Below are 21,499 nucleotides of genomic sequence, written 5' to 3' on the forward strand. Positions count from 1 at the left end.
AGATTCGGACGGCAGGGCGGCTGTTGTCAATGGGCGTGCGGGGGTGGCGGGTTCAGGCCGGGGGCTCTTCCGTGCCGGGATCGGGGGCGGCCCCGGAGGCGGGGGCGGAATCGGGGACGGGTCCGGGTCCGGGTCCGGGGACAGCGGCGGGGGCGGAGTCTTGTGCGGGTTTTCCGTCCGGCCCGCGACCTCCCTCACTCTCGGCCAGAAGTTTTCCACAGGCTGTGGACGAAAGTTGGGCACCGGATTCGCCGACCGCCGCCGCCCCGACGCGTACCGCCCAGCCCGCCGCCTCGACCAGCCCGTCCCCCTCCGCCAGCCGCCAGGCCAGCGCCCCGGTGAAGGCGTCACCCGCACCGGTCGTGTCGACCACCTCGACCGGGACGGCGGGCAGCCGCGTCGTACGCCCCCGAGGCGGCTCCGCGTCCGCGCGTACGTTTTCGCGTACGCCCGCACGCACGTCCCTGCTCACGTCTTCGCGTACGCCCCCGCTTACGTCCTCGCGCCCGCCCGCGCTTACGTCCTGGCGCTCGACGACGGTCACGCCCGCGCCGCCCATGGTCACGACGGCGGACCGGACACCGAGCCGGAGCAGGTCACGCGGGTCGGCCTCCGCGGCGGAAGCCGCGCCGAGCAGGACGCGCATCTCGTGCTCGTTGACCACCAACGGGTCTGCACAGGACAGGAGTTGACCCGATTCGGCATCGTCCCTGACGGCTTCGGGCGGTGAGGGGTTGAGCACCAGGCGGGCGCCGTGCCGCTCGGCCGCGCGGGCGGCGGCCCGTACCGCGTCCATCGGGACCTCGCACTGCGCGGACACCACGCGAACGGCCGGCCCGACCGCGGCGGTCACTTCGGCCGCCGTGAGCGCGGTGTTGGCACCCGGTACGACCACGATCGCGTTCTCGCCGTCGGCCGCGACCGTGATGAGCGCGATGCCGGTGGGCACCGTCTTCTCGGTGCCGAGCGCGGTCGTGTCCACGGCGGCGGACCGCAGTTCGGCGGTGAGCCGTTCCCCGTACGCGTCCACCCCGACCCGCCCGCAGAAACCCACCCGCGCGCCCAACCGGCCTGCGGCGACAGCCTGGTTGGCCCCCTTGCCGCCCGCGTGCACAGCCACGCCCGACGTACCGAGCACCGTCTCGCCGGGCGCCGGGTGGCGGTCGACCCTGACCACCAGGTCCGCGTTGGCCGACCCCACCACCAGCAGCGTCACGCCGTCCGCCGTACTCCTGCCCACCGTTCACCGTCCTCGCCGTTCCCCGCTTCGATCATCCTGCCGTGGAACGCGTGCGCGCGGCGGCACATGGCGTGCCGCCGCGCGTACGCGTCACCGGTCAGGAGTGGCGGGGCGCCCCCTCACGCCGCCGCCGAGCCCGCGGCGCGGGTCACCAGAGCTGCGCGAAGTGGATGCTGACGTTGTCCTGGTGGATGGCGGTGAAGCCGGAACCGGCCACGCTCGCCGTGTTGTTCTGGTTCGACGCCCCGGCCCCGGTGGCCGCCTGCTGCGTCGTCGTCACATTGCCGAAGTTGCCACCCCCCACGTTGCCGCCGGAGTTGCTCACCACCGTCGCGTTCGAGTGGCCACCCGCGAACGCGCCGTCGTCTGCCGAGGCCGTGCCGGCGAACAGCACGGCCGCCAGCGGCAGTGCGGCAACGGCGGCCAGGGCACGGACGGTACGGATGCTTGCCATGGTGTTCCCTCCAAGGGGACATGTTGCGGGACTAGTTGAACTGTCCGGACTTGTGGAAGCCCGGTCCGATCCGGAGCACCGCGGTTGGCCGACCGCGGTGCCGTCTTGCTTCTTCGAGCGGCGTCGCCGAGACCAGAGTTGCCCACCCCACCCCTCCCGAACCCGCCCCTCCCCCTCTTTTCCCCCGCAAGCGTGACGATCTGTCGACAAACCCCCCATCCCCCACCTTTCCCCCACCCGCACCCCCCGCCCCCTCCACCCCCCAGTCCCCCCAAGCGCCAAAACGTTCCTGCCCCTTTTCAGCCATTTTCCGGTCACCACCGGAAACCGACGACACAGGGAGCGCGACGGACACACAAAAGGTGGGGCCGGCTCCCGATCGCATCGAGGCCCGACCCCACCTGCATGTTCACTACCTACCGCGGAGGCTGTGGGATTTGAACCCACGGTGACATCGCCGCCACGACGGCCTTCAAAACCGCTCGACCATACAGACTCGCCCCGCTTCCTTCCTACGAGGTGCCTGGCCCTTCCTCTCAAGAAGACGACGCCCTGACCACAGGTCGCCCACACGCATGACCGCGACACGGGCGCAGAACCAACGCCCTCCCACCCCGAGCAGCAGCCCCGCGGGCGCGGGGAGCAGCTTGTCCAGTCCCTCCGCGCGGTCAAGGGCATGGGAACAGCCCCGCGGGTGCGGGGAGCAGAGCGGTACGTCAATCTCGTCGTCGGGGCACGAGGGAACAGCCCCGCGGGCGCGGGGAGCAGGGCCAGGTGCCGCGGCTGGAGGTGTTGGCCGCGGGAACAGCCCCGCGGGCGCGGGGAGCAGACCGGAGCGCTGCGCCGCCAGTCCCTCGCCCAGGGAACAGCCCCGCGGGCGCGGGGAGCACATGGACATGTTCTTGATGTCCTCCGGCGAAAGGGGAACAGCCCCGCGGGCGCGGGGAGCACTTGACATCAATGAGCGCCAACTCGCTGATGACGGGAACAGCCCCGCGGGCGCGGGGAGCACCGCATGGCCGACTTCGCCCGGCTGTGCACCCAGGGAACAGCCCCGCGGGCGCGGGGAGCACTCCTGACGGGCGGGAATGTTGCCTCGCAGAACAGGGAACAGCCCCGCGGGCGCGGGGAGCACATGACCTCCACCACGCGTATCCAGTTGTGCCAGGGAACAGCCCCGCGGGCGCGGGGAGCACAGTGTTTGGCCTGGTGTTTTGGAACGGCCAGCACCGGATTTTACTTAAGTTGAGAGATTCGGACATATCGCCTCGATGTCCCCGTCGCTCGCGCGCCGCGCACGGCGCGGCGCGGGTTCCGCGCCACCGCATCGCGCACCCCTCAGCTTCCGCCGCCGAAGCGGCGGCGCTTCGCTGCCTTGCTCCAACCGGTGGTGGGTGGGGAGGCGGAGGAGCGGGAGGAGTCGGAGCGGCGGCCGGGGTGGGGGCGGTGGATGAGAGTGAGGCCCTCGTGGTCGATCGGGTGCCAGGCGTGGTCGTGGGTCTTGAAGGTGTAGCCCTGCTCGGTGTCGGTTTGGTAGGCGAGGAGGGCACGGCCCTGGTTGGCGTATTGGCGGACCTCGGCCCAGAGGACGTCGCGAAGACGGGCGGACGGGGTGCCGAGGAAGACGCCCGGGGAGATCTCCAGGAGCCAGCGGGTCAGGAAGCCACGGAGACCGGCCGGGCAGTTGGTGAGGATGATGACGGTCACGGGGATGCCCTCACCAAACGATCTCGGAGTCGTAGTTGCGGCCGCTCTCGACTTCGACGCCGTGGTCGGACTGGAGACTTACGCGGTCGCCTGCCGCGGTGTCCGAATCCTCCCGCACGGCGTCGTAGCCCAGCAGGTCTTTGATGTCCTGTACGCAACGCTCCAGCAGCCGCGTTCTGTTGACCCGGTCCCGGACGGCCCGCCGCGTTCGGGACGCCACGTCTTCCGGTCCTTCCGCCGCCGCGTCGAAGGCCGCGGGAATGCCCACCGAGGTCTTGTAGAGGTCGGCGATATCGAGGACGAAGGAGCGTTCGTGACCCGAGTGCACGAACCCGAGGCCCGGCGAGCAGCCGAGGGCGGCGACGACGGCGTGCGCGATGCCGTACATGCACTGAGCGGCAGCGGTGACACCCTGGTTGGGCGGGTCACCAGCCGCGAAGTCGTCCCGGTTGTACTCACGGCGGCGCCACGGAACGCCGGTGCGTTCGGATTCGGCGCGGTAGCACTGGCGCAGGCGGCGCCCCTCCATGCCGAGGAGTTCCTGGCGCGTCTTGCCCGCCGGGTCTTCGTCGGGGAACCGCAGACGGTACATCGCGCGGGCGACGTCCAGCCGTCGCCGCGGATTCGCCCACGCGAGAGCCTGGGCCTCGACCAGTCCGGAGGAGCGGGTCAGAGCGCGCCCGCCCGCGTAAAAGCGGACGCCGTGCTCCCCGACCCAGACGACGCCCGCCCCGCAGTCGCCGAGGACGCTCATCGCCTGGTGGGTGATACGCGTGCCGGGACCGAGCAGCAGCGTGCCGATCGTGGCGGACGGTATGTGTGTCACGCCGTCGGCGCTCTCGGCCGTGATGGCGTTGTCGTCACGGTGGACGACGCACCGTTCCAGGTAGATGAAGGACAACCGGTCCCCGATACGGGTGAGTTCGCGCGGCGTGGCGGCACCGCGCCTGCCGACCGTGCTCATCGGTCAGCCCACCGGAGCAAGGGTCATCAACCCGCACCCGTACGCCTTCGCCTTGCCCAGACCCTGGGTGAGGGTGCGGCGCAGCGCGTCCGGGTCGGTCACCGTGAGCCGGCCGTCGTACGTGATCGAGGTGAGGGAGACGGTGCGGCGCTCGGCTGCTTTTGCGAACCGCAGGTCCCGCTTGTCCCGGAGGACGAGCTGGAGTTCGTCGCCGTACTCCAACAGCCTTGTCTCGGGCGGCTTTTCGACGACGGCGAAGCCCGATGAGGCCTGCCGCTCCAGCAGCCACGCCTTCTGATGGCGGGCGGTGAGGTGCGCGGTGCGCTTGCGTTGCTCGTCGTCCGTGCGACGGATGGAGTGCACGGGGTTGGCGGTGAGCCGGAAGGTCCACGCACTCCCGACGGACAGCCGGGCGAGGAAGGCCCCGTAGTCGTACGTCTGCCAGCCCGGTGTGTCCGAGGCGGCGGGCCAGCCGGCCTGTTCCACCAGATGTGTCAGGTCAGGACGGGTGGGGCTGACGACGAACAGCACCACTTCGGCGGCCGAGTTGCGGTCGACGCGCCAGAGCACACGCGGCCCTGAGCCGTCTCGGACGGGCAGTTCGGGGAACGCCATCGCGACGGCGGCGTGCATCCGGTGCGGCGAACCGAGCAATGCGCGGCCGTCACGGCGGGCGGTGTTGAGGCGAAACCGGGTCATAAACATCACACGGCTCCCAGGGCCGACGTCGGATCGTGAACAGAGGCGCGCTCGACAGACGGGTTCGGAACACAGTCCGCCACCACACCGCGCAGCCCGTAACGCCGGTGCCGCGGGTCGAAGCTGACCGGCGCGTCACGGAAGCTCTGGTCGGGGGACGTGCCGGGCGGGCAGTCGAGCAGCAGCGCAAGCTCGCGCGGCGTGCCGTGACGATGCCGGTACCAGCCCGATGCCTGCCAGGGCACCTCTCCCAGCGCCGTCACAATGTCCGCGTCGTGGCACACACCCAGGTCGAGCGGCTGGGACGGTGGGCACGAGCGGCGTCCCAGATACGGCAGCCACACCGGTGCCCGGACGGCCGCGTTCAAGCGCCCGATCAGCGCGGGTTCCCCCTCGACCGCCGCCACGAATACGGCGTCGGCCAGGTAGAAGCGCTCCGACAACGGCATCGCCTTGTCCGTGTCGAAGTGGTGGGCGGTCTGGAAGTCCCTGATACGCGTGCCGGGTTGATCGATGCGGACGCCGTAGCGCAGCTCCGTCAGATCGCTGAGGTCGGCATCGCGTTCCCTGCCCTCGGCAGCGGCCAGCAAGCCGAGTACGCCGCTCTTGGTGGGGGCGTTCTCGGTGGTGCGGCGGGCGAATCGCGCGGCTGAGCCCCATGCCTGCAAGGGACCGGCCAGGCGCAGCAGGAGCACGCTCACGCGCCGGACTCCCGCCCTGCGGAATCCGCCGTGCCATGGATCAACCGCTGAGCCACCGACTCGCCAATCGACGAGACCAGTTCGGGAATGCTGATGCTCTCGCCAAGGGCGGCGAGCGGCCCGGTTCCCTCGCCCACCCGCACAAGCCAGGTTCCTTCGTCGCCCGCGATGCCGTACGCCGCTTCCAACTCCGGTACGTGAGCGGCCAGTCGGCGGCACGCCTCCTCGACGAAGCCGTCCTCGCGGCGCTTCGGGGCGACGGCTCGCTCGAAGGCCGCCACAAAGCTGACGGGCCGCTTCGAACGGAGTTTGACGAGGACGACGCTCGGCAGCGTGTGATTGCCGAAGGTGTTGACCTTGCCGCTGGGCAGAGACGTGATGAAGCCCTCCAGAAACGCCTCGACGGCGCGACGGGTCGGAGCCGCCGCGTGCTCTTCCTCGCGCAGTCCCGCGCCGAGGTTGGCATGCAGGCGGTCGACATCCAGAGCCGCATAACGGTAGAGCGTCGCGGAGTTGAAGTCGATGACGCCGATCATGCCCGCGCCGGGTTCCGCGCCGGTGTTCCGGTCGTCCACGGCCGTGTAGTAGTCCGATTCGTTGTCGACGGCATGCACGCTCAGGGCGTGGGCGACCTGGGTGGCCGCCTCGACGTTGAGTCCGGCATCGTCGGCGACCATTCGGCCGAAGAGTGCGATGTCGACCGAGTGGCGGGTGTCCACCAGGTGCTTGGCGAGAGCCTTGTTGTCCTTGTTCTTGAAGAAGCCCTTGAGGACGGCGACATCGCCCTTGCCTTCGCTGCCCTTGAGGGCGAGTTCCGCGAGCGCGTCGAGCTGGCGGGCGCTGAGGAACATCAAGTACGACGCTTCCGGCGCTGGTTCGGGCTCGCCCTCCTTGGCCTTGCGCTTGGGCGGATCGATCTTCGAACCGGTGGCGGTACGCAGCGTCTCGGCGGCCAGCGCGAGCGCGGCCGTACGGTCGAGGGCCGGCTCGTGCGCGAGGATCCGCTCCGCCACCGCTTCAGCGACCTTCTTGGTTCGCACGCCCAATTCTGCAGGGTCGACGAGGTCGTCGAACGCCTTTCGTGTGGCCCGCTTCCAGGCCTGGCTGGAGACCCGGGCCCGACGGACACCTCCGTAGACCGCGGTCTTGGGCGATCCGGTGTCGTCGCGGTTGATGTTGCTCGGCGGAACGGTCTGAAGAATGTGCACGTCGATGATGGTTCGGGTCACGGTCCTGAGTCCTGTCGCATGGAAGTGCGGATGAGTGTCTGAGGGAACGTCAGAAGCCAGCAGGGCGTTTGGCGTTGCTCGGCGTGCGCGCTTTCAGTCCTTTGGCGTTCGGCGGCCGGGCACCACACCCGCCGCGTGGAAGTCCCGGCCCCATGTCCTGCGGACGTCGGCTTGGGCCGAGGGCCGCTGCCAGCGGTAGAGCTGATCGGCCAGGAGCGCGTAGTCGAGCGGAATGGAGTTCTTCCGAAGCAGCAGGACAATCTCCCGCAGGCGCTGGGCGAGGACATCGAGGGTGGTGGCGGTGCCGACCCGCACGAACCGTCGGCGGATCACCTCGTCGATCTCCGGTTCGGAAGGCACAGGGACCGGTGATGCCGGGGCCGGACCGCCCACTGTCCTGACGGCCGCGGGCACCATCAGCAGGCGCACGGACCGGCCGAGCCCGTAACCGGGGACGTGTGTGTCGGTGTCGCGGTGGGACTGCTGGTGCAGGGCCCACAAGGTGACCGCCATGTTCAGCGCCTCGTCCGCGCGCTCCTCGTCCGGCCGTTGTACGGTGCCGGTCGCGGATTCGGCGATGACGAGAGCGAGTTCCTCCGTGCCGGTCAGTCCCCAGAGGTCCTGTACGTCGTAGGCGGGACGGCCGACGCCGCGCCGCAGCCTGGCCACGGTCGCGACCGCGGCCGGCCGGTCGTTTCGGTAGCCGCCTTGGAGCCTGCGGATGCAGCGGTCGGTCGCTGTGCCAATGAGGTCGTATCCGCGGGCGCCGGACGGGTTGGGGACGGTTGTGGTCATCACGCGGGCTCCGTTGCTGCGTCTGCTGCGTCTTGTGTGCCGGCCGCGTAGTGAGCGACGAGCACTGTTTCCTCACCGGACTCCGCACCGCCCGAGCCGATCGCGGCGCCGGTGGGCGCGACAGACGGACTCGGCGCCAACGGCAGGACTTTCCTCAGGTTCACCAGGAACCACAGTTCGGCCTGTGCGTCATTCAGCCAGCGTCGGCCATTGCCGTCCGGCAGGTCCACGTACCGTCCCTCGGCCGCCGCCGGCCCCGCGTCGTTGAGGAGTTCTCGCCCCAGGGCGCGGATCGTCGTACCGACCGTCCGCTGCCACTGACCGCGGTACTCCTCAGGGTCGGAGATGTTCCGCAGGCCGCTGAGCCACGCCCGGTACGGGCTGTCCAGCGCGGCGAAGCCGAGGTCACGGGCTGTGGCCGTGGCCGGTCCCAGGTCGGAACCGGCTGCCTGGGCGAGGTTGCCCGCGAGGTGGCCCAGCGCCCTCACCGCGTCATCGGCGTCGGCGACGGCAGCGACTGCGACTTTCCCGTAGAGGGGTCGCTCCGCGTGAAGCGCGACGACCGGGAGCAGGATCTCGTCGTCCGTGATCTCGTCGATGACCGACTGCTGTGTGCCGTACTTGGCCCCGACGATCCGGGTGCGCAGCAGGCCGAGTCGCGGCAGATACTCCTCGTACGTGAGCCGGGCAAGCCACTGGACGACTCCGGGCGGCAGAGTGCGCTCTGCTCTCTGCCGCTGCTCGGCGCCTTCCCTCCCCCGGCCCTTGTCACCGAGAAGAGCGGCGAGACCGCGCCACGCCGCGCGGCTCGGGTCGTGCTGGCTCGGCATGAAGACTTGAGGCTCGCCCCACTTCTTCGCCTGAGTCGGACTGTCGCGCCAGGCGGTCATGGGTTCGCGCCGATGCCGGTTGCGCACGGCGAAGGGGTCGCCGTAGCAGAGGACGACACCCGTCACCTCGCCGTCGCCGTGGTGCAGACGGATGCGTCGGCTCTGCCAGGTGTAGAGGTCACGAGGGCCGGACGGGCGGGGGTCGTCGGGGTCCGCCGCGATCGGCTGCGGGCCGAGGGGAGGTCGGCGCCATACGGGCCTGTCGTCCGTGTGGACCTGGAGGAAGTCGTTGTCCGCAGAGATCAGATTGAGCAGCAGGGTTTCCTTGAGGGTGTCGCCTTCGGCGAAGACGCCGCCGAGGTTCCCGGCCCAACCGACGCCCAGAGCACCTGACGGGTAGCCCTTGCCGCCTTTCGCCCTCGGATCGTCAACGGCTCCCGACTTGATCCCAGACGTGTCGAAAGCGTGAGTGTGCACGAGCCAGCGCGCCGCCTCGGCGAATCCGAGCCGATCGGGACCGGGTTGACGCATGCTGAAGAAGGGATCGCCGTTGGGAACGTCGGCGACGATTCTGCTCAGTGGACCGATGTCGTTCTTCTCCGTGTGCAGACCGGCGACTTGGAGGAACGGCTGCTGAGGATGGAGCAGATCGAATCGGTCGCGATACCGGTCGAGATACTCCGGTACCGCGGTGAAGGGCTCGTCGGACTCCCACAGTTCACCCCAGTCCTCGATCTCTCGCGGGCCGTCCACGGCGTCGTGCAGGACGGCGAGCAGTAGTCGAATCAGGGCGAACTCCTGCGTCGGTACGTCGCCGACGATCCGCCGCAGCCCGGCAGCCTCTGCGAAGACGTCGCGCAGGGACATCTCGTCCGTCGTCCCGTCCAGTCGCTGCACGGGAATCCAGGGCCGGGACACCAGGTCGAATGAGGGCACTCCGTCTACCACCCTTACGTCGTGGGCACCTTCCGGCACCACGAGAAGCCCGTCGGACGGGCTGTAGCGGACCTCGGCACCGACCAGCCGGGCTCGGCGGTCCTCGTCGAGGACCAGGAACAACTCCCCTGCCAACCAAGGGCTTTCCTTCACCTGCCAGGCCGCAGGACAGAATTTCTCCAACTCGCGGATCGTCCGGTCGATCACCCAGGATTTGGAGAAGTGCCAGGGGAGGTTCAGCGCACTCGCGGCGGCGGCGCGGGCCGCTCTCCCCTGCGGTACGGCGTGCTCGGGCAGGTCGAGTCCGCCCCTTGCCTTGTCCAGCCACGGCAATGTGGTCAGCGTTCCGTCGCTTCGCCTCTGGATCACGAGGACTTCGAGCGTGTCGTCGGTGTCGCGCACCTGGGCGCGTCCTGCCGCGGTGTCGTCGGCGTCGCCGACTCCGGCGTCGGTCCAGCCGATGATCGGTCGACCCGCGCGGCGTACGGGACCGAGCCGGAATGCCTCGGCCCGGTCGGACTTCTCGGCCAGGAGCGCGCGGTAGGCGACTCTGGCCTGCGCCATCTTTGCGGCCCAACTGTCCGGGCCGAGCGGATCATCGCCATACGCCGCCTGTACGAGTGGGCTGATGTCCTCGGGCAGACGCAAGGGGCGCCCTTCCACGTGCGGCCGGAGGACGGCAAGCGAGCGCAGCAGCAGGTGTTCTCCGTCGTAGACCTTGACCGAGCCGCGGGCGATCTCCGGCGGATCCTGTGCCCAGTCGGCTATGCCGGTGATCAGGCAGCGCGCGTCCCGGAGGCGAGGGGGGCGCGGTCGGTCGTGCCGGTGGAGCCGACCCATCCGCTGCAATATCAGGTCGACCGGGGCAAGGTCGGTGACCAAGAGATCGAAGTCGAGGTCGAGGGACTGCTCGACAACCTGGGTCGCCACGACGATGTGCGCGCCTTCGGGGCGTCTGCTGCTGGGGCCGAAGCGGTCGAGCAGCTCAACATCTTTGCGGGCCCGGTCGGCAGCGACGAAGCGCGAGTGGGCGACCGTGACCCGCTCCTCACCGAAGCGCTCCCGCAGCCGCCCCGCCGCTTCCTGCGCGCGGTCGACGGTGTTACGTACCACCAGTGCGCAACCGCCTTGGCTGAGTTCGTCCTCCAAGCGGTCGACCAGGATGGTCACGTCGTCGTCGAGCGGCTGAACATGGACGTCGGTGCGGCGGCCGGACGCGGCGGGAGGCTGCCGGACCACGGTGGGGCCGCCGGGCGAGACGGCGGTCAGCAGTGGATACGTCCCGGCGGACGCTGCGGCGGACGTGTCGCCGGACCGGTCGGCCTCGGACACAGGGTGACCTGCGTACGCTTCGGCGAGCGCCCGGCGGCGGCCGGCGGGCAGGGTCGCCGACAGCAGCACGACCGGAACCCGGTATGCGGCCAGCCATTCCAGCACACGTTCCAGGTACGTGCTCATGTAGGCGTCATAGGCGTGGACTTCGTCGATCACGACGACCTTGCCCGCCAATGCGAGGTGGCGCAGGGCCAAGTGGCGACTCTTCAACGAGCCGAACAACACCTGGTCGATCGTCCCCACCGCGAAGGACGCGAGCAGCCCCTTCTTCCGTCCACGTAGCCACTGGTGGGCCTGGAGTCCGGAAGGACGACGTCGTTGCCGGGCGTTGGGGCCGTCGAACTCGTCCCCGCCGTCGAGATCGACCGCCGCGACCGTGCGGGCACTGCGGCTGGCGAGGCCCGCCCAGGTGTCGTTGAGCGCGGACTTGGCATGGGCGAGAAAGACGGACTGCGGCCCGTCGGACGGCAGTCGGCCGATCCAGTCGATCAGCCGGGCGAACATCGCGTCGCCGGTCGCCCGCGTGGGCAATGCGATCATGCAACCGCCCGCCCCGGTGCGCGCGGCCAAAATTTCTGCCGCCGCGAGAGCCGCCTCCGTCTTGCCCTCACCCATGGGTGCTTCGATGATCAACAGGCCGTGCGGGTCCATTTCCCGCGCGATGCCGACCGCCTGTTCCTGCACGGGGCGGACGGACGCGCCCTGCGGTAGGTCGAAGCGCGCGGCGAACAAGTCGGCTGCTGTACCCGCCGGTTCGTCCGGCTCCCAGGGGCCGGGAAGGTCGAGGCCCAGCCAGGCCGCCTCCAACCGTTCCGACTGCGACCGCCGCGTCCCCTCCGCCGTGATGTACGGAAACAGGTCTGCCGAACTGGCGATCCAGTCCGCGAGAATCACGATCGCGGTCAGCGTGACCTGGACCGGCTGGGAGAGCTTCACCGACTTCCACGCGCTGAAGTCGTCCTCACGGATGCCCGCCACCTCCGCGCAGGCGGCCATCAGCTCGAACTGCACGGCCTTCCAGCGCGATTCGTTCTTCCCCCGCGTACGTATCAGCTCAGGATGCAGCGCGAGATCGTGAAGGCGCTGGTGCCCTGGCGGCACACCATGGTGGCCGCCGATCACCACGGCGAACTGTCCGCTGACCCGGTTGGACCACCCGTGCCTCTCATTGAGCCACTCACTCAACAAGAGCTGACCGGCCAGCCCGTGGGGGCCCAACTTGCGGTCCTCCCTGAGCCGTTCGAACGACGGCATGTCGAGACCGTGGTCCCGCATGACCTGCGCGAGCGGATCGACCTGGCACGCGAAGGCCGGCGTGGCCTTCCCGATGTCATGCACCCCGGCCAGCCACCCCACCAACCGCCGCCCGTCCTCCACCCCTCCGGGCAGCGCCTCCCCCACCAGCGCCTTCACATTCCCCGGCAGCCACGCATCCCACAACCGGCAGGCCACAGCCCCGCTGTCCGCCATGTGCCGCCACAACGGCAGCCACCCATCGGTGTCCCGATCATGCTTCCCCCACGCGCTCCGCGCCGCGACAGAGAGGGAGAAGGCAGACCTCAGGAGTGATATTCGAGGCTGAGCCATTGGCATATTCGACACCGTCGATCCCCCTCCGACAACACCATTGCGTAAGTTGACCAATAGTGATCACCGGTTCCAACGATTCTTCACCCACGGCTGTCCGATGGTAGATGTTTGATCGAACCCGTTACTTGCCGTGTGTGCGGTGAGTCGAAGCTACTCACCGCACACACAAGGTGTCCTTAGAACCGCACCGGCGACCAGGATGATCGGTATGCTCGCGGCATTACCAGGATGACCTGGATCACGAACACGAACACGAACACGAACACGAGCACGAGCACCGCGACGCGAAGCCACGCCCCGACGGGCAGGGAGGCACCGACTCCCGTAACCACCAGTGCTACAAGACCACTTGGCACATCCATCGGCTGGACAGTGCGGGGCGGCCTGCTTTGTCGACGGTTTGCTAACATGCGGTTCTTCCTTTCTGCAGGTGCTACTTCAGGGGGAAGGACATGACCGGGCTCGTGCCTCCGCTGGAACGGATCGCGCACATGGGCCCGGTCATTTTTTTGACGAAGAGCATGCTCTCGTGGAGCACGCCTCTCGCTCTCGCCTCGCCAACGGTGTTGTGCTGACGGGTCGTTGGAGGCGTAGCAGCAATGACGAGCCGCACGCGCACACCGCACGCACATGAAGGTGGCACTCACTGCTTTACACAGGGAGGTCCGCCTTGTTCCACCTGTACCTGGTTAATTGACCTCAGCGAACCCTGATTGCTCGGCATAGATCTACTGAAACCGCGTGCCGCCTGCACGCCTCCCAGGGCACGGATCCCGGCACGGACCCAGATAGGGGCCAACGCCGAGGGTCTAACCAACAGGGACGCGAGTCTTGCCCCGACCTCCTGTCGCACGCTGCCGGTGCGCGAGATGCAGACCTACGGAGCAACCCTCATAAGACCGACGCCGAGTAGAGCGTCGACAGGCTGAGGCGCCGCCCAGTTGCCGCCATCAAGTCCGACAAGCCAAGTTTGCGCCACACAGCGGAAGTTCTCGATGCAGACCGACCCGGCTGAATAACCCCACGTGTGTGGGGAGCACTACAAGAGGTTCGCCGTGATCGCCTGCACCTGGGGTTCAGCCCCGCGCGCGGGGAGCACACGTCCAACGTAAGCGGGAACAGCCCCGCGCGGGCGGGGAGCAGTCCTGCACCGCGCGCGGCGTCGCGAAGCTGAGGGGAACAGCCCCGCGCGGACGGGGAGCAGGTCGGCAACCTCACCGTGCACACCGCGTACGAGGGAACAGCCCCGCGCGGGCGGGGAGCAGGCCAAGGTCGACCGGCCGCTACAGCGCGGCATGGGAACAGCCCCGCGCGGGCGGGGAGCAGCCAGGCGGTCAGGAAGCTGATCCACTCCAGCAGGGAACAGCCCCGCGCGGGCGGGGAGCAGGAGGTCGAGCGGCTGCGAGCGGAGCGCGACCAGGGAACAGCCCCGCGCGGGCGGGGAGTAGGTGCGCTCCATCGTGCTCCACACCATCGGCGCGGGAACAGCCCCGCGCGGGCGGGGAGCAGGCGTAGCCGGTAGCGGCGGCCCAGCGCTCGTAGGGAACAGCCCCGCGCGGGCGGGGAGCAGGTGCCGTACTCCACGTCGGCCGCGTAGCTGACGGGAACAGCCCCGCGCGGGCGGGGAGCAGGCCATCGAGCGGGTCTGCGCGGCGTAGATGACGGGAACAGCCCCGCGCGGGCGGGGAGCAGGTCTACCTCCACGCGTGTGTCAGCGCCTGCCCGGGAACAGCCCCGCGCGGGCGGGGAGCAGATCGCCCGCACGCTCGGCATCCCGATCGCCGAGGGAACAGCCCCGCGCGGGCGGGGAGCAGGCGCTGGCTGCGTTTCCGGCCGCCCGCACCTTGGGAACAGCCCCGCGCGGGCGGGGAGCAGCGTCGTCCCCGCCTGAACGACAGCGCTGCCGAGGGAACAGCCCCGCGCGGGCGGGGAGCAGGTCGACCGCAAGTACACCGCCCGCGACATGCAGGGAACAGCCCCGCGCGGGCGGGGAGCAGGATCCCGAAAACCGGCCGCGTCCGGCTGCTCGGGGAACAGCCCCGCGCGGGCGGGGAGCAGCGCGCACACCAGCTGCTCGCCGCGCTGCCCTGGGGAACAGCCCCGCGCGGGCGGGGAGCAGGGGCGCTCCACTCCCGTATAGGCGGAGATGTCGGGAACAGCCCCGCGCGGGCGGGGAGCAGGCGAGGGCGTTGCCGCTCGCGGGGTTGATGTAGGGAACAGCCCCGCGCGGGCGGGGAGCAGTTCGCGGTCACGCGGACGGACGGGCAGTGGGAGGGAACAGCCCCGCGCGGGCGGGGAGCAGTTGTCGCCGCCGGCGTTGTTGCCGTGCTGCCAGGGAACAGCCCCGCGCGGGCGGGGAGCAGGTGATCTCTCCAGCCGGTGCCGACGCACCGTCCGGGAACAGCCCCGCGCGGGCGGGAAGCAGCTTGTACTTCTTCGGGACCAGCCCGAACGGGTCGGGAACAGCCCCGCGCGGGCGGGGAGCAGACGACCTGCGGCAGTCCCAGACCTATTCGGCTGGGAACAGCCCCGCGCGGGCGGGGAGCAGTTCGCCATGCGTGTGAGTGAGGACTACGACCGGGGAACAGCCCCGCGCGGGCGGGGAGCAGTTCGGCTTCCCCTTCGGCGGCTTCCCGTTCGTGGGAACAGCCCCGCGCGGGCGGGGAGCAGCACCGAGGCGATCAACGGCACCGAGATCTCCCGGGAACAGCCCCGCGCGGGCGGGGAGCAGTGGCAGGTCCACATGATCCCCGGCACCCGTCAGGGAACAGCCCCGCGCGGGCGGGGAGCAGAAGATGTCGCGCGCCGTCGACTGAACCGCGTAGGGAACAGCCCCGCGCGGGCGGGGAGCAGTGCCACAGTCCCCGGTCGATGCTGCCGTCACCGGGAACAGCCCCGCGCGGGCGGGGAGCAGCGGTACAACCAGGTGCTGGATCACGCTCACGAGGGAACAGCCCCGCGCGGGCGGGGAGCAGCCGGAAATTCCGCTGTCCTCGCTGGCGGCGTCGGGAACAGCCCCGCGCGGGCGGGGAGCAGCTGCTGTCCAACCGGGCCGCGCGGCACGTCGGGGGAACAGCCCCGCGCGGGCGGGGAGCAGATGGAGGGCACCCTCGACGGCTCCGATAGCTGGGAACAGCCCCGCGCGGGCGGGGAGCAGTGCCCGAAAGCATTCTGCGCCTGGTCCAGCAGGGGAACAGCCCCGCGCGGGCGGGGAGCAGGCCAGGGCGCCAGCCCCCGTGTCGAATCCGGCGGGAACAGCCCCGCGCGGGCGGGGAGCAGGATGCTGGACGCGATGGCCGCAGGCGGCGCCGGGGAACAGCCCCGCGCGGGCGGGGAGCAGGCCCATCGAATTCATTGCCAGGAATGCAATGGGGGAACAGCCCCGCGCGGGCGGGGAGCAGAGTGAATGACCTGGGGCTTTATTCGGTTCGACCGCCAATTTTACTCACCTGCCGAGATTCGGACATATATTCCTTATTGCAATAATCCGCCAACACTCAGGCGCTTCGCCACCAGGCCAAGACTTGCCCGCTCTTCGACACAGCAACGTGCAGGCGGGGAGCGAGCCCCACGACATCCTTAGCATCCATTGGCCACCCAGGGACCATGGACGGCCGAGAGGACGCAAGGAAGGAGAGCCCCGCATCGCCCTCAGGTGCCGGCGTTGTTGTCGTGGCGGGCCGGGGGAAGGAGGAGATCACGGGCGGGGTGGGCTTCGCCGGCGACATTGCCCGAGACTCCGAGGTCCACGCGGGCGACCTCGTGGAACGCGTTGATGGCGCGGAAGGTGGCGCGGTTGCGGTCGCGCCAGGCTTCCAGGGTGTCCGGGGTCTTGCCGGTGGCCTGCCAGTCGACGGCGAGGGCAGCGGCGTTGAGGTCGTGGGCTGCCTCGACCACGTCGTCACCGCCCAGAAGCATGATGCGTTCGAAGGCGCGGCCCCGGGAACGGGAAGCGGCGGCCACGTCGGCGAGCATCTCGAAGCGTTCTTCGGCTGCCTCTACTACGCCTCGACACGACCCTCCGAAGCCGCAGCACTCAGCGAAACAGGGTGCCTCCTCCCCGACGAGGAGGACGAGGATGCCTGGGGCGAACTCGTCCTCTCCGAGTCACGGCCCGAAGTCGGATCGGGCTGGACCGACGACGGGCAGCCGTACGAGAAGCGCGGACTCAAGCGCCGTGCACGCAAGGCGACCAGATCGGTGCCGATTCCGCCGGTCCTCGTCCGCATGTTCCGCGAGCACATCAGGACGTACGGCACCGCTCCGGACGGCCGGCTCTTCCGCACTGTCGGCGGGGGACGCGTTCGCTCCACCGAGTACACCGAGATGCGGCAGGCCGGCATCTCCTTGTGGATCAAGGCGGGCGTCGACCCCGTGGAGGCCGCACGGCGGGCCGGGCACAGCGTCGCCGTGCTCTTCCGCTTCTACGCGAAGATCCTTCACGGCGTGCAGGACCGGGCCAACGAGCTGATCAGCCAAGCACTCGCTGACCAGGCGAGATAGCGGAGCGTAGTTCGCAGAAGGGGTCGCGAAACCTGACCACAGGTTGACCACACGCACTGGTCATCGGTGGGATTCGGTGGCACACGAGCGGGACGCACAACAGGTGGGGCGGGATCTCGATGTGATCGAGATCCCGCCCCACCTGCGTGATTGCTAGCTGCGCGGAGGCTGTGGGATTTGAACCCACGGTGACATCGCTGCCACGACGGTTTTCAAGACGGGTCAGCCGGACGGACCCTCTCCGCCTCTGACCTGCTGAAATGCCGACCCTGACCTGCGCTGAATCGATATCCGGGCCACCGGTGGGCCACAGCGATGTACCGCGCCTGCGGGCGGAAAGGCGTCCTCGCGGGCGCGGGGAGCCGACACCGGTTGAGCCGGACACGTCTCCGGCCTTGGGAACAGCCCCGCGCGGGCGGGGAGCAGTCGAACAGGCCCGACAGCGGGCCCGTGCACAGGGGAACAGCCCCGCGCGGGCGGGGAGCAGATGCTGGGAGTGTCTGCACGTGCAGACAGACCGGGAACAGCCCCGCGCGGGCGGGGAGCAGAGCCCGGTGCCCAGCGGCCCGGCGTCCAGGGGGGAACAGCCCCGCGCGGGCGGGGAGCAGGTTTCGTGCATCCGCACGCGCGCGGAGATGTTGGGAACAGCCCCGCGCGGGCGGGGAGCAGCCGACCTCACGTTCTCCCTCGACGCCAACTCGGGGAACAGCCCCGCGCGGGCGGGGAGCAGGTTGTGCTGGCCGCGCATGCGGCGGCAAGTGCGGGAACAGCCCCGCGCGGGCGGGGAGCAGAGCATGGCGAGGCTGGTTGTGCGGGTGTTCATGGGAACAGCCCCGCGCGGGCGGGGAGCAGTGAGCGGTGAGATGTACGAAGACGCGTGATCCGGGAACAGCCCCGCGCGGGCGGGGAGCAGGCGTGGTGTTCTCGATCATGGGTCTCTTTCGGGGGAACAGCCCCGCGCGGGCGGGGAGCAGGACGATCCGCGCAGGTACGCGACTGTGGCGCAGGGAACAGCCCCGCGCGGGCGGGGAGCAGCAGCTCGGCCAGGGAGTCGACCCCGTGGCTGTGGGAACAGCCCCGCGCGGGCGGGGAGCAGGACGGCTCCGAGCTGATCGACACCCTCAGCGGGGGAACAGCCCCGCGCGGGCGGGGAGCAGTGGAGCTGCTGCCGGCCGAGGCAGCACCAGCGGGGAACAGCCCCGCGCGGGCGGGGAGCAGGAGTCCGGCCGCGACGACCGCGGAACACCGTGGGGAACAGCCCCGCGCGGGCGGGGAGCAGCCGTCGACCGCAGGCTTCGCGGACTGGGACCAGGGAACAGCCCCGCGCGGGCGGGGAGCAGCTGGTGGCTTCGATCTCCTGTGCCTCAGCGGGAGGGAACAGCCCCGCGCGGGCGGGGAGCAGGTCCTCGATTTCGGCGACGTCGATGTGTCCGGGGGAACAGCCCCGCGCGGGCGGGGAGCAGGCGCCGCGCAGCATCACCCTGGACGTCAGCAAGGGAACAGCCCCGCGCGGGCGGGGAGCAGATCGTCGGCAGCCTCCCCGAGTTGGAGGAGCAGGGAACAGCCCCGCGCGGGCGGGGAGCAGGCGGTAGGTCTGTGCGGCGGCGTGGTGGCACTCGGGAACAGCCCCGCGCGGGCGGGGAGCAGATCAGCTCGGAGCCGTCGCCGGACGACAGTTCGGGAACAGCCCCGCGCGGGCGGGGAGCAGCCGCTCACCGACAACGGGCCGTCCCGCGGCTGGGGAACAGCCCCGCGCGGGCGGGGAGCAGCTGGGGTCCCTTCGCCGATTCGATGTCGCGCGGGGAACAGCCCCGCGCGGGCGGGGAGCAGAGCCATAGGTGTTCCCTTTCCTTGTGCCGTTCGGGAACAGCCCCGCGCGGGCGGGGAGCAGGAATGCGGGCGGTGTGACATGCCGGGTATCGAGGGAACAGCCCCGCGCGGGCGGGGAGCAGTCCATCTTCGTTTCCGAGCCGTACACGCCCTGGGGAACAGCCCCGCGCGGGCGGGGAGCAGCCGCTGCTCGTCTACGGCAGCACCCACATGGAGGGAACAGCCCCGCGCGGGCGGGGAGCAGACCGGGATCACGACTTCGGACCGCGCCAAGAAGGGAACAGCCCCGCGCGGGCGGGGAGCAGCACCTGGTCCACGAGTGGAACCCGAGTGCGCGGGGAACAGCCCCGCGCGGGCGGGGAGCAGTCGGTGTTTTCCCCGGTGAGCTGGAGGGTGGTGGGAACAGCCCCGCGCGGGCGGGGAGCAGAGGAAGTGACCTGGTGCTTTACGCGGGTTGACAGCCGATTTTACTTACTTCACGAGACTCCGGCATATCTCCCCTATCGTAATCATCTGGCGCATACTGATGCAATTCGCCATCAGGTCGATACCTACTCGCTCGTCAGCACAGCGACCCGCAGGCCGGGAGCGAGTCGCTCGTGTCAATCATTAGCATCGAATGCCACCCAAGAGTTGCGAACGGCCAAAGGACAGCAGCGAGTAGAGCGCTGCATCACTCTCAAACGCCAGCGTCATCGTCACGCCGGGCTGGCGGAAGCAAGAGGTCTCGGTCCGGGTGGGTGTCGCCCGTGACGGTGCCGCTGACGCCGAGGTCGACGCGGGCGGTTTCGTGGAACGCGTTGATGGCGCGGAAGGTGGCGCGGTTGCGGTCGCGCCAGGCTTCCAGGGTGTCCGGGGTCTTGCCGGTGGCCTGCCAGTCGACGGCGAGAGCAGCGGCGTTGAGGTCGTGGGCGGCCTCAACGACGTCGTCACCGCCCAGAAGCATGATGCGTTCGAAGGCGCGGCCCCGGGAACGGGAAGCGGCGGCCACGTCGGCGAGCATCTGGGACTCGGGGTCATCGCTGCGGCGGATGCCCTCGCGGTGTTCGTACAGCTCGACGGCAAGGAAGACGCTGGCACGGACCGCGTCGACATAGTTCTCGTATGCGTCGAGCTTCTTGCTGTCCCAGCGGGTGAGCTGTTCACGGCGGATGCGCTGCCGCTCGGTCCAGTAGTTGGTGACGTACGTGGTCATCGCGCCCAGGAGGACGGCCGCGATCGTCAACAGTTGCTCGGAGGTCCCCAAGCTGTCCCCATCCCCCACCCGCAAGTCGTAAAGACGTCTTGAGGATTTTAGGAGGGGATCGCACCGCTTGGGGGGCGTACGGCGTGACCACCCGCTGACAGAGCACGCTGCGGCTCTTGCCACTGGCTCCGTGTGCACCTACCGTGAATCTGACGGATCGTCAGATAAAGAGCGCGGGAGGCAGCCGAGATGACCACCGATGGCGCCGTAGTCACGGATCTGCCCAGGATCATCAGCGTGGACGATCACGTGATCGAGCCCGCGCATCTCTTCTCGACCTGGCTGCCGGAGAAGTTCCGCGAGCGGGGACCGCAGCCGCTGACGGCGGGGATCGGTGAACTGGCGTACATCGGCGGGAAGTACCGGTTCACCACCGATCCCGAGGGTCAGCTCACCGACTGGTGGCAGTACGAGGGCGAGTTCTTCCCGTACAAGCGGATCATCGCGGCGGTGGGGTTCTCGCGGGACGAGATGACGCTCGACGGGATCACCAGGGAGCAGATGCGGCGCGGGTGCTGGGACCCGGTCGAGCGGCTGAAGGACATGGACCTCAATCACGTCGAGGCATCCCTCTGCTTCCCCACCTTCCCCCGGTTTTGTGGACAGACGTTCGCGGAGGCGCACGACAAGGAGGTGGCCCTGGCGTGTGTGCGGGCCTACAACGACTGGATGGTGGAGGAGTGGTGCGGTGACAGCGGCGGGCGGCTGATCCCGCTGTGCCTGATCCCCTTGTGGGACGTCGACCTCGCGGTGGCGGAGATCAAGCGAAACGCTGCCCGGGGGGTGCGCGCCGTCACCTTCAGCGAGATCCCCACCTACCTGGGGCTGCCGTCGATCCACTCCGGCTACTGGGACCCGTTCTTCGCTGCCTGCGAGGAGACCGGCACGGTGGTGAACATGCACATCGGGTCGTCGTCGCAGATGCCCGCCGCGTCCCCCGACGCGCCTCCGGCGGTGCAGGCGAGTCTGAGCTTCAACAACGCGATGGCGTCGATGATGGACTTCCTCTTCTCCGGGGTACTGGTGAAGTTCCCGCGCCTGACCCTGGCGTACAGCGAGGGCCAGATGGGGTGGGTGCCCTACGCGCTGGAGCGGGCCGACGACGTGTGGCGCGAGCACCGGGCCTGGGGCGGGGTCAAGGACCTGATACCCGAGCCGCCGTCCACGTACTACCGCAGGCAGATCTACTGCTGCTTCTTCCGCGACAAGCACGGCGTCGCGTCCCTGGACACCATCGGTGAGGACAACGCGACCTTCGAGACCGACTACCCCCACGTCGACTCCACCTGGCCCGACACCAAGCAGGTCGCCGCCGACCACATGGCGGGGCTGTCCGACGAGGTCACATACAAACTGCTGCGCGGCAACGCCATCCGGATGCTGGACCTGCCGTTCGACCGAGACCGTAAGGCCGCCGACGCCTGAGACCGCACCTCCCAC

General features: G+C 69.6%; 12 protein-coding genes and 3 CRISPR repeat arrays. Of the genes, 2 read left to right on the plus strand and 10 right to left on the minus strand.

Going from position 1 to position 21,499, the window contains the following annotated elements; all coding sequences use genetic code 11:
* Window positions 1-52: 52 nt before the first annotated feature.
* From ABZX65_RS09790 to casA, 9 genes are all read right to left on the minus strand, one after another.
* Window positions 53-1,240: a ribokinase gene (locus ABZX65_RS09790; RefSeq protein WP_355336559.1), complete on the minus strand. Its 1,188-nt coding sequence runs from the start codon at window positions 1,238-1,240 to the stop codon at window positions 53-55.
* 148 nt (window positions 1,241-1,388) lie between these two features.
* Window positions 1,389-1,694: a hypothetical protein gene (locus tag ABZX65_RS09795; protein WP_355336560.1), complete on the minus strand. Its 306-nt coding sequence runs from the start codon at window positions 1,692-1,694 to the stop codon at window positions 1,389-1,391.
* A gap of 617 nt (window positions 1,695-2,311) precedes the next feature.
* Window positions 2,312-2,889: a CRISPR direct-repeat array (repeat unit 28 nt; unit sequence GGGAACAGCCCCGCGGGCGCGGGGAGCA).
* Window positions 2,890-3,032: 143 nt separating this feature from the next.
* A complete protein-coding gene (gene cas2e, locus ABZX65_RS09800; RefSeq protein ID WP_355336561.1) occupies window positions 3,033-3,401 on the minus strand; it encodes a type I-E CRISPR-associated endoribonuclease Cas2e in 369 nt (122 codons plus the stop codon).
* A 10-nt stretch (window positions 3,402-3,411) separates the two neighbouring features.
* Entirely contained in the window at window positions 3,412-4,365 is a 954-nt protein-coding gene (cas1e, locus tag ABZX65_RS09805; protein WP_355336562.1) for a type I-E CRISPR-associated endonuclease Cas1e, read from the minus strand.
* A 3-nt stretch (window positions 4,366-4,368) separates the two neighbouring features.
* On the minus strand, window positions 4,369-5,070 hold the full coding sequence (gene cas6e / locus ABZX65_RS09810; protein ID WP_355336563.1) for a type I-E CRISPR-associated protein Cas6/Cse3/CasE: 702 nt from the start codon (window positions 5,068-5,070) through the stop codon (window positions 4,369-4,371).
* Entirely contained in the window at window positions 5,070-5,765 is a 696-nt protein-coding gene (gene cas5e, locus ABZX65_RS09815; protein WP_355336564.1) for a type I-E CRISPR-associated protein Cas5/CasD, read from the minus strand. Before cas5e ends, cas6e begins: the two co-directional genes overlap by 1 nt.
* Complete coding sequence (gene cas7e, locus ABZX65_RS09820) at window positions 5,762-6,994, minus strand: type I-E CRISPR-associated protein Cas7/Cse4/CasC (RefSeq protein WP_355336565.1); 1,233 nt, start codon at window positions 6,992-6,994, stop codon at window positions 5,762-5,764. The genes cas5e and cas7e overlap by 4 nt, the downstream gene beginning before the upstream one ends.
* 93 nt (window positions 6,995-7,087) lie before the next feature.
* The gene (casB, locus tag ABZX65_RS09825; protein WP_355336566.1) at window positions 7,088-7,789 is read right to left on the minus strand and encodes a type I-E CRISPR-associated protein Cse2/CasB; all 702 of its coding nucleotides are present in this window, start codon (window positions 7,787-7,789) and stop codon (window positions 7,088-7,090) included.
* Window positions 7,789-12,477, minus strand: coding sequence for a type I-E CRISPR-associated protein Cse1/CasA (casA, locus tag ABZX65_RS09830; protein ID WP_355336567.1), 4,689 nt, complete (start codon window positions 12,475-12,477; stop codon window positions 7,789-7,791). Before casA ends, casB begins: the two co-directional genes overlap by 1 nt.
* Window positions 12,478-13,594: 1,117 nt before the next feature.
* Window positions 13,595-15,881: a CRISPR direct-repeat array (repeat unit 29 nt; unit sequence GGGAACAGCCCCGCGCGGGCGGGGAGCAG).
* Between the two features lie 205 nt (window positions 15,882-16,086).
* Between casA and ABZX65_RS09835 the strand changes: the two genes are divergently transcribed.
* The gene (locus tag ABZX65_RS09835) at window positions 16,087-16,983 is read left to right on the plus strand and encodes a hypothetical protein (RefSeq protein ID WP_355336568.1); all 897 of its coding nucleotides are present in this window, start codon (window positions 16,087-16,089) and stop codon (window positions 16,981-16,983) included.
* Window positions 16,984-17,380: 397 nt separating this feature from the next.
* Window positions 17,381-19,240: direct repeats of the CRISPR family, unit length 29 nt; unit sequence GGGAACAGCCCCGCGCGGGCGGGGAGCAG.
* 252 nt (window positions 19,241-19,492) lie between these two features.
* Here ABZX65_RS09835 and ABZX65_RS09840 read toward each other — a convergent pair.
* Window positions 19,493-20,008: a hypothetical protein gene (locus ABZX65_RS09840; protein WP_355336569.1), complete on the minus strand. Its 516-nt coding sequence runs from the start codon at window positions 20,006-20,008 to the stop codon at window positions 19,493-19,495.
* A gap of 240 nt (window positions 20,009-20,248) precedes the next feature.
* Between ABZX65_RS09840 and ABZX65_RS09845 the strand changes: the two genes are divergently transcribed.
* A complete protein-coding gene (locus ABZX65_RS09845; RefSeq protein WP_355336570.1) occupies window positions 20,249-21,484 on the plus strand; it encodes an amidohydrolase family protein in 1,236 nt (411 codons plus the stop codon).
* Window positions 21,485-21,499 lie beyond the last annotated feature (15 nt).

It is taken from the genome of Streptomyces sp. NPDC003300 (assembly GCF_040610915.1).
GTDB lineage: Bacteria > Actinomycetota > Actinomycetes > Streptomycetales > Streptomycetaceae > Actinacidiphila.

Coding starts and splice junctions, on each gene's coding strand:
- ABZX65_RS09795 (WP_355336560.1), bottom strand. CDS start 1,694: ATGGCAAGCATCCGTACCGTCCGTGCCCTGGCCGCCGTTGCCGCACTG.
- cas1e (WP_355336562.1), bottom strand. CDS start 4,365: ATGAGCACGGTCGGCAGGCGCGGTGCCGCCACGCCGCGCGAACTCACC.
- cas6e (WP_355336563.1), bottom strand. CDS start 5,070: ATGTTTATGACCCGGTTTCGCCTCAACACCGCCCGCCGTGACGGCCGC.
- casB (WP_355336566.1), bottom strand. CDS start 7,789: ATGACCACAACCGTCCCCAACCCGTCCGGCGCCCGCGGATACGACCTC.
- casA (WP_355336567.1), bottom strand. CDS start 12,477: ATGGCTCAGCCTCGAATATCACTCCTGAGGTCTGCCTTCTCCCTCTCT.
- ABZX65_RS09835 (WP_355336568.1), top strand. CDS start 16,087: ATGGACGGCCGAGAGGACGCAAGGAAGGAGAGCCCCGCATCGCCCTCA.
- ABZX65_RS09840 (WP_355336569.1), bottom strand. CDS start 20,008: ATGACCACGTACGTCACCAACTACTGGACCGAGCGGCAGCGCATCCGC.
- ABZX65_RS09845 (WP_355336570.1), top strand. CDS start 20,249: ATGACCACCGATGGCGCCGTAGTCACGGATCTGCCCAGGATCATCAGC.